17 protein-coding genes are annotated in these 17,252 nt (G+C 45.4%); 6 read left to right on the forward strand and 11 right to left on the reverse strand.

The window, feature by feature from the left end; translation table 11 throughout:
• Positions 1-23: 23 nt before the first annotated feature.
• On the forward strand, positions 24-956 hold the full coding sequence (locus AB1K91_RS15510; protein WP_413091096.1) for an aldo/keto reductase: 933 nt from the start codon (positions 24-26) through the stop codon (positions 954-956).
• 32 nt (positions 957-988) lie between these two features.
• Here the strand turns inward: AB1K91_RS15510 and AB1K91_RS15515 are convergent, their stop codons facing one another.
• Positions 989-2,035, reverse strand: a complete 1,047-nt coding sequence (locus tag AB1K91_RS15515) for a 2,3-butanediol dehydrogenase (RefSeq protein WP_413091098.1) — start codon at positions 2,033-2,035, stop codon at positions 989-991.
• A gap of 123 nt (positions 2,036-2,158) precedes the next feature.
• Here AB1K91_RS15515 and AB1K91_RS15520 point away from each other — a divergent pair, with 123 nt between their 5' ends.
• Positions 2,159-3,121 (forward strand): LysR family transcriptional regulator, encoded by a 963-nt coding sequence (locus AB1K91_RS15520; RefSeq protein WP_413091099.1) that lies wholly within the window; start codon positions 2,159-2,161, stop codon positions 3,119-3,121.
• 14 nt (positions 3,122-3,135) lie between these two features.
• Here the strand turns inward: AB1K91_RS15520 and AB1K91_RS15525 are convergent, their stop codons facing one another.
• From AB1K91_RS15525 to AB1K91_RS15540, 4 genes are all read right to left on the reverse strand, one after another.
• Positions 3,136-3,903 carry an SDR family NAD(P)-dependent oxidoreductase gene (locus AB1K91_RS15525; protein ID WP_413091101.1) on the reverse strand — a complete coding sequence of 256 codons (768 nt, stop codon included), beginning with the start codon at positions 3,901-3,903 and terminating at the stop codon, positions 3,136-3,138.
• Positions 3,904-4,160: 257 nt separating this feature from the next.
• The gene (locus AB1K91_RS15530) at positions 4,161-4,907 is read right to left on the reverse strand and encodes an amino acid ABC transporter ATP-binding protein (protein WP_413091103.1); all 747 of its coding nucleotides are present in this window, start codon (positions 4,905-4,907) and stop codon (positions 4,161-4,163) included.
• Positions 4,908-4,919: 12 nt separating this feature from the next.
• Positions 4,920-5,618, reverse strand: coding sequence for an amino acid ABC transporter permease (locus AB1K91_RS15535; protein WP_413091105.1), 699 nt, complete (start codon positions 5,616-5,618; stop codon positions 4,920-4,922).
• On the reverse strand, positions 5,605-6,426 hold the full coding sequence (locus AB1K91_RS15540) for an amino acid ABC transporter substrate-binding protein (RefSeq protein WP_413091107.1): 822 nt from the start codon (positions 6,424-6,426) through the stop codon (positions 5,605-5,607). Before AB1K91_RS15540 ends, AB1K91_RS15535 begins: the two co-directional genes overlap by 14 nt.
• A 330-nt stretch (positions 6,427-6,756) precedes the next feature.
• Here AB1K91_RS15540 and AB1K91_RS15545 point away from each other — a divergent pair, with 330 nt between their 5' ends.
• The 3 genes from AB1K91_RS15545 (at position 6,757) to garD (ending at position 10,033) form a co-directional block, all read left to right on the forward strand.
• On the forward strand, positions 6,757-7,035 hold the full coding sequence (locus AB1K91_RS15545) for a hypothetical protein (RefSeq protein WP_413091109.1): 279 nt from the start codon (positions 6,757-6,759) through the stop codon (positions 7,033-7,035).
• Positions 7,032-8,390 carry an MFS transporter gene (locus AB1K91_RS15550; protein WP_413091110.1) on the forward strand — a complete coding sequence of 453 codons (1,359 nt, stop codon included), beginning with the start codon at positions 7,032-7,034 and terminating at the stop codon, positions 8,388-8,390. The genes AB1K91_RS15545 and AB1K91_RS15550 overlap by 4 nt, the downstream gene beginning before the upstream one ends.
• A 119-nt stretch (positions 8,391-8,509) precedes the next feature.
• On the forward strand, positions 8,510-10,033 hold the full coding sequence (garD, locus tag AB1K91_RS15555; RefSeq protein WP_413091111.1) for a galactarate dehydratase: 1,524 nt from the start codon (positions 8,510-8,512) through the stop codon (positions 10,031-10,033).
• A gap of 41 nt (positions 10,034-10,074) precedes the next feature.
• Here garD and AB1K91_RS15560 read toward each other — a convergent pair whose 3' ends face one another.
• Both AB1K91_RS15560 and AB1K91_RS15565 read right to left on the reverse strand, forming a co-directional pair.
• The gene (locus tag AB1K91_RS15560; protein WP_413091113.1) at positions 10,075-10,398 is read right to left on the reverse strand and encodes an AzlD domain-containing protein; all 324 of its coding nucleotides are present in this window, start codon (positions 10,396-10,398) and stop codon (positions 10,075-10,077) included.
• Positions 10,395-11,123, reverse strand: coding sequence for an AzlC family ABC transporter permease (locus AB1K91_RS15565; protein ID WP_413091115.1), 729 nt, complete (start codon positions 11,121-11,123; stop codon positions 10,395-10,397). The genes AB1K91_RS15560 and AB1K91_RS15565 overlap by 4 nt, the downstream gene beginning before the upstream one ends.
• A 655-nt stretch (positions 11,124-11,778) precedes the next feature.
• On the opposite strand from AB1K91_RS15565, the gene AB1K91_RS15570 reads away from it, so the two are divergent.
• Entirely contained in the window at positions 11,779-12,132 is a 354-nt protein-coding gene (locus AB1K91_RS15570) for a hypothetical protein (protein ID WP_413091117.1), read from the forward strand.
• Here the strand turns inward: AB1K91_RS15570 and AB1K91_RS15575 are convergent.
• The 4 genes from AB1K91_RS15575 to purT form a co-directional block, all read right to left on the reverse strand.
• A complete protein-coding gene (locus tag AB1K91_RS15575) occupies positions 12,129-13,454 on the reverse strand; it encodes an MFS transporter (RefSeq protein ID WP_413091119.1) in 1,326 nt (441 codons plus the stop codon). The two genes, AB1K91_RS15570 and AB1K91_RS15575, sit on opposite strands and share 4 nt — an antisense overlap.
• 773 nt (positions 13,455-14,227) lie before the next feature.
• Positions 14,228-15,616 carry a vWA domain-containing protein gene (locus tag AB1K91_RS15580; protein ID WP_413091121.1) on the reverse strand — a complete coding sequence of 463 codons (1,389 nt, stop codon included), beginning with the start codon at positions 15,614-15,616 and terminating at the stop codon, positions 14,228-14,230.
• 64 nt (positions 15,617-15,680) lie between these two features.
• Positions 15,681-16,028 carry an avidin-fold protein gene (locus AB1K91_RS15585; protein ID WP_413091122.1) on the reverse strand — a complete coding sequence of 116 codons (348 nt, stop codon included), beginning with the start codon at positions 16,026-16,028 and terminating at the stop codon, positions 15,681-15,683.
• Positions 16,025-17,188: a phosphoribosylglycinamide formyltransferase 2 gene (purT, locus tag AB1K91_RS15590; RefSeq protein ID WP_413091123.1), complete on the reverse strand. Its 1,164-nt coding sequence runs from the start codon at positions 17,186-17,188 to the stop codon at positions 16,025-16,027. Before purT ends, AB1K91_RS15585 begins: the two co-directional genes overlap by 4 nt.
• Between the last annotated feature and the right edge of the window lie 64 nt (positions 17,189-17,252).

The raw sequence follows: 17,252 nt of genomic DNA on the forward strand, positions 1-17,252 counted from the left end.
AATAAAAAGGAGCTGAGCAAGAAATGACAGAACGCGTGCAATTAGGCAAGTCAGGATTATTTGTTAATCCAATCGGAGTCGGTACGAATGCGGTCGGAGGCCATAACCTCTATCCGAACCTAGATGAGGAACAAGGCAAAGAGGTTGTCCGCCAAGCGATCGAAAATGGGATGAATTTCTTTGATACAGCTTTTATTTACGGACCTGAACGATCTGAGGAGCTTGTCGGTCAAGTAATCAAGGAAAGCGGAAAACGAGACGACATCGTGATAGCAACGAAAGCTGCACATAAGATCATCGATGGCGAAACGAAAATGGATAATTCACCGAAGTTCCTGAAAGATTCCGTTGAAAGTGCTTTGAAGCGCCTGCAAACGGATTATATCGACTTGTTCTACATTCATTTCCCTGATGAAGACACACCAAAAGCGGAGGCTGTAGGTGCCCTCAAGGAACTGAAAGACCAAGGTAAAATCAAAAGCATCGGTGTTTCCAATTTTTCTATTGAACAGCTAAAAGAGGCGAATGTCGATGGCTACGTAGATGTGCTGCAATCGGAATATAATCTATTCAAACGCGGTGCGGAGAACGATTTGCTTCCTTATACAGCCGAAAACAATATCTCCTTCGTACCTTACTTCCCACTTGCCTCCGGCTTACTTGGCGGTAAATACGATGAGAATACGAAGTTCGATGATCTGCGGGCGAATGATCCACTGTTCCAGGGGGAAGCTTTCAAACAGAATCTGCAAAAAGTAGATCAGCTGCGGGATATCGCTGCCAAAAAAGAAGCGGAGGTTGCTCACGTCGTGCTCGCTTGGTACCTGACTCGCGACAGCATCGATGCCATCATCCCAGGAGCGAAACGTCCGGAACAAGTACTGAACAACTTGAAAACACTGGATGTCAAATTGACAACTGAGGATATCGAAGCTATCGATAAGATTTTCCGATAGAAAAAGCGGATGCGATGGCATCCGCTTTTTCTTTATTTTTGCTCAGATTGAACAAGGATTTTCACTTGGCTCTTTTCTTTGATCAGGCTTTCAAAGCCTTCTTCCACCACTTCATCAAGCTTGATTTTCTTTGTGACTAATTTATCAGCAGAGAAATAGCCTTTTTCCATCAAGGAAAGCACCTGAGGGAAAACATCACGATAGCCGATGATACCTTTTACAGAACGTTCTTGGATAACGATATCGTTCGGCATTATTTCAGCTGGTTTCTCCCAGATGCTGACGATCATCGTTTCACCGCCGATATCAGTAGACTGGATTGCCTGACGCAAGACAACTGGTACGCCTGTCACCTCAAAGGCAACTTCCACACCGCCATCAGTCAACTTTCTGATTTCATCCACTGTATCATCCACTTTGCTTGGATCCACTACTATGGCACCCAGCTCTTCCGCTTTTGCCTGACGTTCCGGTGACAGCTCAACTGCGTAAATTTCGGTAGCTCCTGCAGCTTTCAATGCCTCAATGACTAGCAGGCCGATCGGTCCACAACCGAAGACAGCCACTTTATCCCCGGCTTTCACTTTACTGGAACGTACTGCGTATAATGCAACGGCGGACGGTTCCACCAGCGCGCCTTGCTCATAGCTTAAAGAATCCGGAAGCTTGAACAGCAGTTCTTCATCGACCGCTACATATTCACTCAAGCCGCCGCCACCTCCGGCAAGGCCGAGGAAGCCCATTTGCTTGTCCAAATTATATGCACCTTGGTGTCCATGAGTTGCAAAGATAGGTTCCACAACTACACGGTCGCCAATCTGGTAATCTTTCACCTCTGGTCCTACTTCGACTACTTCACCGGAGAATTCATGCCCCATTGTCACTGGCGCTACTTCTCCAGTCAGCGGATGCGGTTCACCGACGGGTATGAAAATCGGACCCCCAAGATACTCGTGCAAGTCACTTCCGCAAATGCCGCACCATTTCACTTTCATCTTCACCTGATTCGATTTGATGACAGGCTCATCGATCTCTTCCAATCTGACATCCTTCTGGTTATGCCAACGCAATGCTTTCATTTCTAACATCCCCTTTTAACAGCATTTCTTTCTTCATTTCTAGTATAATGCCGGTAAATGATATAATAAATTTCGGATTAATTAACTTAAATAAACGTTTGCTTAACTAAATGAGGGATGGACATGACAATTGAGCAATTGAAATATATCGTCGCCATTGCAAGGTCAGGTTCACTGAAAGCAGCCGCAGCCGAGCAGCATGTAACATTGCCAGCTTTGAGCCAGGCATTGACTAACCTGGAAAGAGAACTGAATATCAGCCTGTTCAACCGTTCCCGTACTGGTACGACGCCAACAGAAGAAGGCAGGAAGCTTATCCGGCACGCGGAGGCTGTGTTGGAGAAACTGCAGGAATTCACCGACGAAGCAGAATCATATACCGAATCCTTGAATGGAGAGCTTAAAATTGCCAGCTTTCCTGGACCGATGCAGATTCTCGTTGAATTATTCTCCAACTTCCGCACGCTTCATCCGAATATCAAAGCTTCACTGTTCGAGCACACCTCCCAGCACATCATGAGGAAAGTGGCAGCGGAAGCAGTCGACATTGGGCTAGTCATCTATACGGAAAAAGAAGTACAAAAATATCGTAACCTCGTCTTCAAGAAACTGCTGGATGGGCATATGGTTACAGCCGTCAATAAACGGCACCCGCTGGCCAAGGAAAAATTCATCACGGAAGATATGCTCATCAAACAGCCAATCGTCCTTTACAATGACGCATATATCCAAGCATTCATGCGCCAGTTCAAGTCGCTTCGATATGATATCTTGTTCACTACCAATAATGTACAAACGATCCGGAACATGGTGGAAAATGAGACAGCTATCAATATTGGATTTGATTACGCCTTCCGCACAGATGCGGAACTATCGAGGAGCAAAGACATCACGCTGCTCCATTTTGCACCGCCCTTTTATCAAACTTACGCCTTCGGCTATGTTTATCACGGAAACAATACACTCTCCCGCGTTGCCAAAACCTTTTTACGTGCGTTGGAAGAGACGATTCTCGCCAAAGAAGAATCACACGCCCAATCGGATTCCTCTTTATACACGCATATTAAAAACACGCCTGTCATGTGACAGGCGTGTTTTAATTAAGCGGAAGTCGTACCTTGTCCGCCATCGATCCGGTAATAAGAACCAGTAATGAATGAAGCTTTTTCCGAAGAAAGGAACAGCACCAAATCTGCAATCTCTTCTGCTGTCGCGTAGCGGTTCATCGGCACGCTCGCTTCAAAGCCTTTTCTAGCTTCTTCTTCATGTCCTTTTGCTGCATTCGTTTCGATTGAACGCATCATTGCCGTATCTACACCAGATGGTGCAACAGCATTCACACGGACACCATAGTCAGCCACTTCCAATGCAGCTGTCTTGTTGATTCCGATAAGCGCATGCTTCGAGGCGATATAAGCGCTCATACCCGGTGCACCAAGCAATCCGCCGTTGGAAGCTGTGTTTACTACAGCACCGCTTTTCTGTTCTGTCATCACTTTTAATACATGTTTCAAACCGAGGAAAGCACCTACTACATTGACAGCGAGTACCTTCTCCAGGTTTTCCACAGAAGAATCCACAATATTCGCAAATTCTCCATTGATACCAGCGTTATTGACGAACACATCGATACGGCCGAAATGTTCTGTTGTCTTTTGTACATAATTTACTACATCTTCTTCTTTCGCAACGTTGGCCGATAGCAGTATTTTCTCTGCATCGATGGATGCTGCAGCAGTTTCCAATGCTTCTTGAGAAAGATCTACCAAAGCAAGCTTTGCTCCTTCAGCTGCGAATTTCTTAGCAGCCGCAATCCCGATTCCGCCCGCCGCTCCAGTAATAAGTACCACTTTATCTTTGAATTCCATCTCTTAAGTCCCCTCTCAGAATATGTACTATCATACTTATTATCGGTAACCATCTTACTATTTTCAATTAGAAAGCTTAAAAAACAGACAAAAAGAAAACTGGGACATCTGATTTTCTAAATACGAACCATACTAGAAGTCCGAGAGGTGCAGGGGACGCTCCGGCAATAAATAAACCGAACTCCAGGGCAAAATCTAATTTGATTTGCCGTGAAGTTCGGTTTTCAATCAATTAATTCACTTTTGTCCCATGCTCTTCACTCTGTTGGATTCAATATTCGATGCAAGAAGCGCTGTGTACGCTCTTCTTTTGGATTCGAAAGCACTTCTGCCGGCGATCCTTGCTCGACAATGACACCGCCATCGATGAAGATGATTTTATCCGCGATTTCCTGAGCGAATTTGATCTCATGCGTGACGACAACCATTGTCCAACCCTCATTTGCCAAATCACGCATGACACGGAGCACTTCCCCGATCAGTTCCGGATCGAGTGCGGAAGTAGGTTCATCAAACAGCATTAGTTCCGGCTTGATTGCAAGTGCCCGGGCAATGCCTACCCGCTGCTGCTGTCCACCCGACAGCTGGTACGGATAGAGGTCTTTTTTGTCCTTCAACCCTACTTTATCAAGCAATTCGATTGCTTCACCTCGTACAGTCTGTTTGTCTCGTTTCTGAACCTGTACCGGTCCTTCCATGACATTTTCCAGCACAGTACGATGCGGGAATAGATTATAAGATTGAAACACCATGCCTGATTTGCGACGCAGTTTAATCAATTCCTGCTGTTTGACCTTTTGGCTGAAATCCACTTGATGATCTTCAAAACCAACAATACCCTCATCCGGAATCTCCAATGCATTCAAACAGCGCAGCAAGGTGGTCTTCCCGGAACCTGATGGTCCAAGGATCGCAATCACCTTACCTTTGTCCACCTGCATATCGATGGATTTCAATACTGTATTGGTACCGAATGTTTTCTTTAAACCTTTCACTGCTAGCATAGCTACCCCTCCTCATCTTGCTGTGTAGCGGTCCAATCTGCGTTCGAGCTGGTGCTGAGCCAGCGACAGGACGAAACAGATAATCCAATAAATGAAGGCAGCCAAAATGTAAATGTAGACGATTTGATCTAAGTTCGTCGCACCGATTTGCTGTGATTTTCGGAAGAGCTCGGTTACGAGAATCTGCGATGCCAATGATGTTTCTTTCACTAAGCTGATAAAGCTGTTGGACAAAGGCGGAACGGAGACTCGCAACGCCTGCGGCAAAATGACGCGGAATAACGTTTTCCGATATGTCATCCCGATGGTAAAACCTGCTTCCCATTGCCCTTTTGGAACAGATAGGATGGATGCTCGGATGATTTCCGACGCATAGGCTCCAACATTCAAGGAAAAGGCAATGATGGCCGTCGGATACGGATCGATCATGATATTTAATTCCGGCAGCAAGTAGAAAATGATGAACAGCTGAACAAGCAGCGGTGTTCCACGGATGGCAGAAACATAAATAGAAAAAATCCATCGCAAAGGCTTGATATTGGAAATCCTGACCAATGCCGTGATGAGTGCGATGATGATACCAAAAAAGAATGAAATAAGAGTCAAGGGGATCGTGACTTTGATCCCCTCGATCAGTATCGGCCAGAATGACTGCTGCAACAGCTCCCAAGGGATGACAATCCCGCCGAGTACCATATTACTTGTTAACATCTTCGCCAAACCATTTCGTAGAGATTTCAGCGAGTGTTCCATCTTCGCGCATCTCATCTAGTGCTTTGTTGAACTCATCCACGATTTCACCGCTACCCTTACGGAATGTGAAGTATGTCTCGGATGGTTCACCAGTCTCAAAAGCGATTTTCACCGGAGCATTTTGATCTGTATTGTTCAAGTAGTCAAGGACAGCAAGTTTATCATTGAATGTAAGATCGACACGGCCTTGTTCAATCAGCTGAATGGATTGCGCCAAGCCTTCCACACCTTCGATTTTTGCGCCTGCATCTTCTGCAAGTGCATTGTAATTACTAGTCAAAGACTGTGCCGATGTCTTGCCTTCAACATCATCGATTGATTTGATTTCGTTATTATCTGCAGCTGTTACGACAACAGACTGGGATTTGGTATAAGGGTCGGAGAAGTCATATTGGCCTTCCCGTTCGTCATTCTCCCCTTTACCTACTTGGTTCGCAATGACATCAAAACGCGCACTGTTCAAACCAGAAAACATCGAATCCCATTGTGTTTCTTCAAATTTAACATCTAGTCCCAAATGCTTGCCGACTTCCTTCATCACTTCCACGTCGTAACCTGTAAGTTCCCCGCTATCATCGTGGAAAGTGAATGGAGCATAAGTACCTTCCGTTCCTACTGTAATTTCACCTTTATCTTGAACTTCTTGCCAAAGATCGGAATTACCGCCATTATCGCCGGAATCGGAAGCAGAATCATCTCCGTTGCCGCAGGCAGCGAGAACCGCAAATATTGACATAAATAGTAGACCTAATAGTGCTTTTTTCATGTACCAAACCCACTTTTCTATATTTTTTAACTCCAACAGTTTAAGGCCAACATCAGTAAATGTAAAGAAATAAGTCTGAGTGATCTAATCAGGATTAAATCACTTGGCATCGCTTATTATAAACGAAATTGCATGGAGTCATTCAGCACCTCAGCAACACACCTATTCCTCCAAGTACTATCACCTTACCCACCGTAGGGATCAATGAACCCTTTTCAAGGGGGAAATGGTAATCGCCAAAGTCTTTTTTGTTATATGCAGCTCCGTTACGTGTAAAGACTGCGCGGAGTGGTCACATTAACAGCAGAGAGCATTTGGGAGGTAACAGAGGTGAGCAATAGAGCAATCGATTTTAATAAGACAGCAATGGTGCCAATCGTTGAGCGCCTGGATAACGAGCTATCAGATCATGCAGTGACAACACGGTATCAAGGCGTTTTTTTGAGAACAGGTCACAATCTTAAACGGCGTATACCCGGAGCGCGAGTCGTGCCGAATCAAGGGACTTACACTCGGGTCACCGCCGACGTGACAAGCATTTTGGAAGAAGCCCATGAAGCCACCTACATCTACCCTCGGATCTGCCCGATCCTCGGTGTGGCGAAATGAACAAAAAACAACGTGGTCTTTTCCTGACAGCCATTGCAACAGGGACAATGCTGAATCCACTGAATTCCTCCATGATTTCTTTGGCTCTTCATGCCATCCAGCATGAATTTTCGCTTAGTTTTGCCACGGTTTCCTGGCTTATCTCCACCTACTATTTAGCCAGTGCCATCGTCGTTCCGATTGCTGGTAAAGTCGGGGATTTGATCGGGCGGCGTAAGATGCTGTTAGTCGGTCTGCTGCTTGTAGCAGTATCCGCTATCGGCGCTCCGTTTGCAGGCACATTTCTGGTTCTATTGGGCATGAGACTCTTTCAAGCTGTTGGCAGCAGTTCGATTTATCCTGCCGGTATGGCACTTGTGCGGACACATATCCATGAAAAACAAGCATCAGCACTTGCCATCCTCTCGATTTTCACTTCCTCCATGTCTGCATTCGGCCCGACCGCAGGAGGTTTTTTGATCGACTTTGCAGGATGGCCGGCAATCTTTACAGTGAATGCACCATTCATTCTGCTAAGTTTTTTGCTGACATGGTTCGCAGTCCCTAAAGATCCAAAAATCAACCATTATACTTTCCGGGAGTTCTGGAAGCAGCTCGACAGCATTGGCATCATTTTATTTGCTGTCGGCATGAGTTTTCTATTGTATTTCCTTTTATCATTCGAGCACGGCATCCACTATATCCCGTTAGGAATGGGCATCATTTTTTTGGCGGCTTTCGTCTACCGTGAACTGCATGCAGGTCACCCTTTCATCGATGTACGCCTATTGCAGAGCAACAAAAGACTGACACTTGTCTATATCCAGTTCATCTTATTGAATATTTTTAACTACAGCCTCTTTTTCGGACTGCCGAGCTTCTTTCAGGACGCTTTGCATTACAGTTTAAAAACAAGCGGTCTGATGATGATTTTCCTTTCCGGAGCAAGTACACTGATATCGTTTTTAATGGGACGCTGGATCGACCGTTCCGGTACAAGTATCCCTACGATAGTCGGAGCTGTGCTTATGATAGGCGGTACTTGGGCTCTGGCAGTCTTATCGGATCATCTGACGCTCACTAATATCGGTGTCATCCTCATTTTTCTGGGAATCAGTTATGGCATCGGCAATGTTACCTTGCAAGCATCGATGCTGAATGTATCGCCTGAAAATATAGTCGGAACAAGTTCGGGTCTTTTTCAGACTTGCAGATATCTTGGGTCCATCTTATCGTCTGTTGTCCTGGCGATTGTTTTCGGGTCTGACCTTTCACTTCATGGTTTCCGGACATTGATGATTGTGCTTTCCATCACGGGCTTGGCTTTCTTGCTGACAGCGATTTATTCAAAACGTTTGGAAAAAGCAGCGGTATGACTTTCCGCTGCTTTTTATTGACAACACCCCCTATTGGTCATACAATTAAACAAAATAACAATTGGCTCATTCTTTTTTATTGCTTCTGATTGAAATCGCTTACAAAAGGAGGAATATAAATGGAATCTACGACGAACCCTAATTTTGTCAAGGTACATGAGCAGGACAACGTAGCAATCGCTGTGGCTGATGGTGGTCTGGCTGCCGGGACTGTCCTAACTGATGGCATTGTTGTCCAAGAACCTATCCCTCAAGGTCATAAACTTTCCCTTCATCCTATTCTGACAGGTGAACCAATTATCCGTTACGGGGAGGTGATCGGTCATGCTACAACCGACATCCCTGCCGGAAGCTGGGTCCAGGAACGTTATTTGCTCATGCCGACACCGCCGCCGCTTGATGAGCTCTCCCTTTCACCAGATCCTCCAGTTTCGATGACGCCGCTGGAAGGTTATACATTCGAAGGCTTCCGCAATCCAGATGGTTCAGTCGGTACTAAAAACATACTCGGGATCATCACCAGTGTTCAATGTGTTGTCGGCGTAATGGACCATGCAGTCAACCGTTTAAAGCAAGAAATCCTGCCAAACTATCCAAATGTAGATGACATCATCGGACTTCACCATACTTACGGCTGCGGTGTAGCCATCCAAGCACCGGAAGCTGTCATACCCATTCGCACTGTTCAAAATTTGGCTCGCCATCCCAACTTCGGCGGAGAGACGCTAATCATCGGTCTTGGCTGTGAAAAACTCGTTCCTTCACGGGTAAATCCCAGCGGGGACGACAGCGATATCATCATGCTGCAGGATCAGCAAGGCTTTCATGCAATGGTAAACAAAATCATTGAAAAAGCCGAAGCAAAGCTTGCCAAACTGAATAAACGGAAACGAGAACCCTGCCCCGTCTCGGAACTTGTCATTGGCACGCAATGTGGCGGAAGTGATGCGTTTTCAGGTGTCACCGCGAATCCTGCCGTCGGTTACGCATCGGATTTGCTTGTCCGTGCTGGTGCTACTGTTATGTTTTCCGAAGTGACCGAAGTCCGGGATAGCATCCATCTGCTTACGCCACGCGCAGCCAGCAAGGAAGTCGCTGAAAAGTTAGTACGGGAAATGGATTGGTATGATCGTTACTTAGCTTCCGGTCAAGCAGATCGGAGTGCCAATCCATCGCCGGGGAATAAGAAGGGCGGCTTATCCAATGTAGTAGAAAAGGCATTGGGCTCTGTCGCCAAGTCGGGACAAAGCACAATCATGGATGTGCTTTCTCCGGGAGAACGCGCCGAAACAAAAGGACTTCTATTTGCCGCAACTCCTGCCAGTGACTTTGTCTGCGGTACACTGCAGCTTGCTTCCGGTATTCATCTGCAGTTGTTCACAACCGGACGCGGCACCCCATACAGTCTGGCAATGGCACCGGTTATCAAAGTATCAACCCGCACCGCCCTGCAGCAGCAATGGAAAGATTTGATCGATATCAATGCTGGAACAATCGCTACTGGAGAAGCGACATTGGAAGAGGTCGGCTGGGAAATATTCCATTTCATATTGGATGTAGCAAGCGGCAGGAAGAAGACCTGGGCCGACCACTGGGGTACCCATAACGATATTGCCCTCTTTAACCCGGCTCCTGTTACCTAAAAGCACGACATCCCGATGCATACAGCATCGGGATTTTTTAGTCAGCCCGTAAAAAATCGCAATGCAGCCATCAGCACAACACCAACCATGACTGTAAACAGCAGACTCTTTGACCAAAACGCAAATAAGATAGTAGGAATAAGAATCACGATGGCTTGCCAATCAAAAGATAATGGCCCATTCTCTCCCAGCACGCTGGAGACGACCAGCGCAGTCAGGATACATATGGGTATATAAGATAGCCATTTCATAACGACTACCGGTAATTTTAAATTCCTTATTATTAAAAATGGCAAGACCCGCGGCAGGATTGTCACTGCTGAACAAGCAGCAATAAGCAGCAGCATGGATAAAGAAACGCTCATTTCTCTGTCACCACCCCGATTGTCGCTCCTATGACTGTCGCCAGCAGCACTGCCATATGAGAACTGACAATGAAAGAAAAGCCGATCATCAATAAGACAACCGATGCAATCACTCTCATATAATGTTTTAGTTTCGTCGATTCAATCGCATCGAGCTGCAACACGAGCAAAGCGATGAACATGGCAGTCAGTGCAAAATCCAGCCCGAAAACCTCTGGATCTGACAACCAGTTCCCAAATATTGCACCTGCAGCACAGGAGGCAATCCAGCATAAGTAAGCAGTGATGTTCAGTCCATTCACCCAGTTTGCACTCATCTGCTGCTTTTGCTGAAGCTTGCCAGAGGCAACACCAAAAGTTTCATCTGTCAGCAGAATGCCAATCCCGATGTTCCGCCAGACGGAATATTGTGTAAAATGCGGTGCCAGGGTCGCACTCATCAAAAAATGACGTAGATTCACAATGAAGGTCGTCAAAATGATTGCCGCAGCTGGACTCCCATCCAAGACCAACGCAGCAAAAATAAACTGGGCTGATCCAGCATATACCAGTACCGCCAGCAGTACTACCTCCAATGCGCTGATTCCCGCTGCAACTCCGACCACTCCGGCAGCAATCCCGATGCTGATATAACCAAGCAATGTAGGAATACAATCTTTTATCCCCTGCCTAAAAGTCATATCGCTTTTATCTTCTGCTTCTATTGATACGTGTACGTCCGCCATGCTGCTCCCACCTTCAAACATCACTTTCTATTGATAGCTAGTATAGCAGAGACCAGGGCATATCGGAGCAGTTCAAGGTGAGGGAATCAATTTATATCGATAAGTCCCTTTCTGTTGGATAAAGGATGACTATCTCCAATTAGATAAAAGTCCTTTCTTGCAAAATCAACGTTTTATATGCTGATTAGAATTTCACCAGCAAAATCAGCCCTTAAAGGAAGTGTTGGCGGGAGTGCTTCATCGCCAATACGATAGTTTGGTTCAGGAGTCAGGCTGCGAAGGTCACCTCTTCAAAGTTAACTCGGCAAACATCGAGAATATGAATGAACAATTCAAGCTGGTACATAGGAGACTCAGCATCTGAGTATAAATGGAAAAGCCCGCCACAGCAGGTTATAGAAGAACTTTATACCCTTGTATGAACGATCCATAATTTGGGTAAATAAGCAAATGAACTTCATTTTGTGATTTGAAGAATAGCATGACAGCAGGCTTTATTTTATAAGAAAAAAAGGTCTAGTATAATACTCACACATTACTATCAATTGAATAGAACTGACCAAGCGCAAAGAGGCAAAATGGTTAATTGACATAAATCGGCAAAGCTAGTACGCTTAAGTCCCGATAAGGAATGAAGTTTGGGGAGTAATTCAGTATGTACAAATTTGAAGTTGATGACAAAGAGAAAGTGCTTCGCATCACGGCGCAAGGGTTCTTCAAAAATAAGGAATCCACAGCATTCATGGAGGCACTTTATGAAACATTCGGCTCTATCCAGGCCACGGAATATGATCTCATTGTTGATCTCATCCACTTGAGTGTGATAAAGCAAGATTTGGTTTATCGAATCGCTGATGCTTTAAAGTTATATGACGAGCTCAAATTCCGTAACATCGTCATCGTCAATCCAATATCCATTTTAGCGAAAATACAGCTATTCAATATCGCAAGAAGTGTGCATTTCTCCGGCACCTTCGTAGATTCACTGGAAGAATGGCAGGCGCGTTAACGCACTGCCATCCTGTCCGGCGTCTTCTTTTTAGCCACATGTACGAGCAGACCAATGATTGTGAGTACAATCAGCGAGGTCAAGGCGACTCTGCTCGCTAAATCCCCAAAATCTTTCAACATTAGCGTTATACTTCCATAAATCATCGGACCAATGATAGATGACACCTTTCCAGAGAACGCAAACAGACCGAAGAACTGCCCGCGCTTGTCAGCTGGAGATAAATCCACGATCAAAATCCTCGATGTGACCCATATTGACCCCAGCGCTATTCCAAAAAGACTGCCAGCTATCCAGAACATCCATTGGGCAGCAGCGAGCGCCCCAATCGTCAAAGCAATCACCATGATTATGGCCACATAAGAGAATGATCGATGTGCCCCTATTTTGTTGGCCAACTGTCCGAAGCAGAATGAGCCTATGATTGCCGTGACCGTGGAAACAAGGTAGAGAATGATGAACTGCCCGGAACTGAATCCCACTACTGTAACCGCATAGACACTCATGACGGCAATCGTTGTTGCGATTGCATCATTGACAAAGAAATAAGCGACCATAAACCGGAAAATGGATTGATGTTTCCGAATTTCCTTGAAGGTGACGATGATTTCTTTGTATCCTGATAAGAGACCAATGCCCGAGCGCTTCTGCACTGTTTTCTTTTCTCTCAAGAAAAACAGCAGCGGAAGTGTAAACACAAGATAGAGAGCCGCTGTTGCGAGGAAGACATATTCATAGCCGTCATCCAGCAAGAAGTAGACTACCAATCCTATCAGCGTCCCCATATAGCCTACAGCCACTCCGAAACCCGATAATGTCGACAGACGATCCCGCGGCACCAAGTCGCTGATTTTCGCGTCATAGAATATGAGACTGCTATTATAGAAAAATTTCGCCAGTACAAACATCAGAACAGTCGCTACAAAAGGCACTGGAAGTCCCCAGAGTATTCCATTTGTATCCCACCCAGCAAACAGCCCCATCAAAACTGTACACAAAATAGAAATAGCAGCGAAACGGATGACGTAGCGCTGTTTATAACCCGTTTGATCGATCCAGACCCCGAATAGCGGCGAGAAGATAACAAGAAAGAAACTAGCCAGTGCATTTGCATAAGAAATCAGTGCATTCCCAAGCTGTTCCAACTCCGCGGTGGTACCGATGGTATCGGTCACATAAAATGGGAAAAAGACAGTTGTAATATTGGAAGAAAAGATTGTATTGGCAAAGTCATATAAAGCCCATGACAAAATCGGCAGGGAAAAAAGAAAGCCCAATCCTCTGCTTTGATCAGATGCCTGCTTCAAACGTTTGCTTTCCATGGGAAACCTCCTTTTTCTTCCACTATACCTTATGCTCATGTTCATGGACGTGCGTTTACAAAAAAATTACAGTTATACATTTTTTGTCGGGAATTATTTTACACACGAACCAAGCGCTTTACATTATATTCTAAAAAGGAGGGGATGAGATGGACAATTGGGCTAACTCCCCAATCATATTCTTTAGAGTAATAATGAGGAAGTGATAAGGCAATCGCATCAATTCCACCTAATCGTTTTGATGGTATTTTGATCAAAATATGCATTACAATCCCACAGCAAATTAAATTCATTATTTTGTATTAAATAGGATGTTTGTCCAATCCCGAAACTTGGATTCGTATTAGTGCTATAAAGGCTTTCTTCTTCAAAATTCACCAAAGTTTTTTATATACCACCTTCAATCATTGTTTCTAATGTGGTCCAAGATTGCCCTTTAGAACTAACATATTGTCTTTCTTCCTCACAGATTATGCATTTACTTGGTTCTGATCTTGCATATTGAACCCCGCAAGTCTCTCAGATATAGTTATTCAAAACGTCCTCCCTTATCATAAATAAAAACTTTACTAAACTATCATATTGGAAAGAGGTAATTTCTTTAAAATGTTCATCTTCAACAATCTTGCCTTTTAGATGAATAAGCTTTGCAAATATAATACCATAAAAAGTAAATTACCCTTACCTCAGTTTAAAAGCAACAAGCCTTACGAAAGATCAATGTGATAAAAAAAGACACGGTAACAACAGTTTCGTTGTTTCCGTGTCTTGTATCAGGAAGCTTTCTCTTTCAGCTTCTTCATTTCTTCCACCCACGACTTTACTTCGGCTCTGATTTCTTCATCACGTTCATTTACTTCATCTATTTTTTCTTTTTCCAAGTTACTTAGCTCTTCTTTAGCTGTAGCAAAACGTTCCTGGATAAGCTGTGATACAGTCTCGTTCTTTTCTTCTGTGATGATTTGCTCCTCTGCCAGCCTGGAAAGCGCGGCTTCATACCGTTCTTCTTCACTGTTCATGATATTCTCTACCTTATCGAGCACTTCCCGCTGCCGTTCATATTCATCGACTACTTCCCATGGATTCGGAGGTATATTTACCGGCGCCCATGCCAGGTCCAGGTCTGATGGCAGCCATTCATATTCGATTGTGGTTTGCAGATCTTCAGCGCTATCAGCTGCGAAATATTCTCCTCTGCCTGCATCAGCTACATCAGCAAGTTGACTTTCTGATTCCTCATCAACATCAAATCCAATAACGTTAACAATACCAGATTCATCCGATGCCGCTTGCTCGGCTGCTTTAACTGGATCACCGCCGCATGTCTCTTTGCCATCGCTGACAATATAAATTGCGGTTCCGCCTTCCATCGAACTGCTTTTCTCAGCTGCAGCTTCAATTGCCCCTGCCAGCGGCGTCCAGCCTTTCGCTTCGACAAGGTCTGTTGCTTCGCTGAATTTCTGATTGTCATAAGCACCCGAGGCATATACCTCTTCAATACCTGAACAAGATTCATTCATATCCGCATCTGCTTCTGATCCTTCATGACCATAGACAATCAGAGAAATATCACTTGAACTGCCTAGCGTTTTTGCAAAACTCTTTACTGCATCTTTGGCCACTTTCATCTTCTGCCGGCCATCTATATCAAGAAGCATACTGGAGCTGGCATCCAGCAAAATAATGGCGTTTTCAGCTTCAGATGCAGCATCAGCATCTTGATCAGCTTTCGGCTGCGGCAGATACGGATCCTCGAAAGAAGGTTCCAAGTCTTCCGCTTCCTGAATTGTTTCTCCATAATGCGGACTCCCCAAAATAGCTATCAAAGCCTTATGGAGCGTTTCGGGATTATCGTCGGCCTCGACTGCTTCTCTCAAGGATGGAAGTGCCTTATCTACAATTTCGTCCGATACATTACCCACTGTTCCTTCTGTTTCAGCTTCTTTCGGAATATCAGCAGCCTCTTTTCCACCCTGCTGTTCTTTAAGCGTTGACAGCGAGCCTTCCGTACTGACATTCTGTATCGCACTTCTATCCGCTGTTCCATCTGCTTCTTCAGTCGCCTCTTTCGCATCAGACTCTTTATCTACAACACTATTCGAACCGCATGCTGCCAATAGGATAAGCGAAAACAGAAGCAGGAAAATTGAAGTGTTTTTCAACCGAACCTCAACTCCCTCCCTTTATTGCTATTCGTTTGAATCATCATCAGCTAATTTTCCGCTTTCAAGGAGATTCTATCACTTGTTCCACAATGGACTGTCCAGCGGAATCATCATCGAACATCCATTGCCACTGCTCATGCAGCCGTATTCGCCCGTCAGCCAATATTTCCGGCATAGAAATACACTGCCCGCTCCGCAGCTCATACTGGTCATTGATATGATGATAGCGGAAACGGAGCTTGCCGTCTGCTTCCACCAAACCGATCAGCCTTCCTTCCAGAATGGTACCGCCAGCATATTCTGCAGTGAGAATGTGTCCATCCTGCCGGTAATGGAAGATGGTTTCACTAGAGGTTTCTCCATTGTCTGTATTCGTGACAGCGCGAAAAGTCAGGTTATCGTAATTCATTCCTGTCCCTCCACTGTGAGCTTATTCCTTGCCTGTTCCGCACGTTCCCTCGCTTCATTTACCGTATCAGCATTAGATAAGGCTACAGCCACTCTGCGTCCTGCTGTTGTCACAGGTTTACGGAAGACACGGATTTGCGTTTGGGGCACCTGTAACGCTTCCCGGATACCGGAAATACGGTAGGAATCGTAAGCTACGTCAGCCTTTAGTGGACTCGTTGCACCAGGCTGGACAAGCTTTATTTCCGTAATCGGCAATCCCAGGATCGCTCGTACGTGCAAGGCGAATTGTGACAACTGCTGCGTTACCATCGTCACCATGCCGGTGTCATGCGGACGTGGTGATACTTCACTGAAATATACTTGATCCCCAGCAAGGAAGAGTTCCACTCCGAACAAACCGTAGCCTCCCAACCCTGTTGTAATACGTTCTGCTATTTCCTGCGCTTTCTCCAGCTGCGCCGCTGTCAGCTGGTGCGGCTGCCATGAAGCGATATAATCGCCATTTTCCTGTTCATGCCCAATCGGTTCGCAGAAGAAAGTACCGTTTACCGCTCGGACTGTCAGCAATGTAATTTCCGCATCGAAGCGAATGAATTCCTCGACGATCACACGCGGTTTTTGAACCCTTCCGCCTTCCATGGCAATTTGCCAGCTCCGTTCCATATCTTCCTGACTCCGGCAGACACTTTGTCCTTTTCCTGATGAACTCATCAATGGTTTGATGACACACGGAAACCCAATTTTCTCCACTGCCTCCTGAAACGCTTCATATGTATCCGCAAAATGATAACCTGCGGTCGGGATATCCAATGTTTCTGCGGCAAATCGGCGGATTCCTTCACGATCCATCGTCAGCTGTGCCGCTTTTGCAGTCGGTACGACAAGAAAGCCTTCCTTCTCCAGTTCAACTAATGCATCTGTAGCTATTGCTTCAATCTCCGGGACAAGAAAATCAGGCTTCTCCCATTCCACAATCTGTCTGAGCTTTTCATGATCAAGCATATCGATAACATAGCTGCGATCGGCAACAGCCATAGCCGGAGCGCCGTCATACCGATCTACTGCGATCGTCTCCACACCGAGCCGCTGGGCTTCGATCACAACCTCTTTACCAAGTTCTCCAGATCCGAGCAGCAGCAGTTTTTTCGTTTGAAACATACAATCGCCTCCTAGGGTGCAGTCAGTAAATGTTTTGCGCCATGATTCGTGTTTATCTGATAAA

The organism is Terribacillus jepli (assembly GCF_047228925.1).
In the GTDB taxonomy this organism is placed as follows: domain Bacteria; phylum Bacillota; class Bacilli; order Bacillales; family Amphibacillaceae; genus Terribacillus.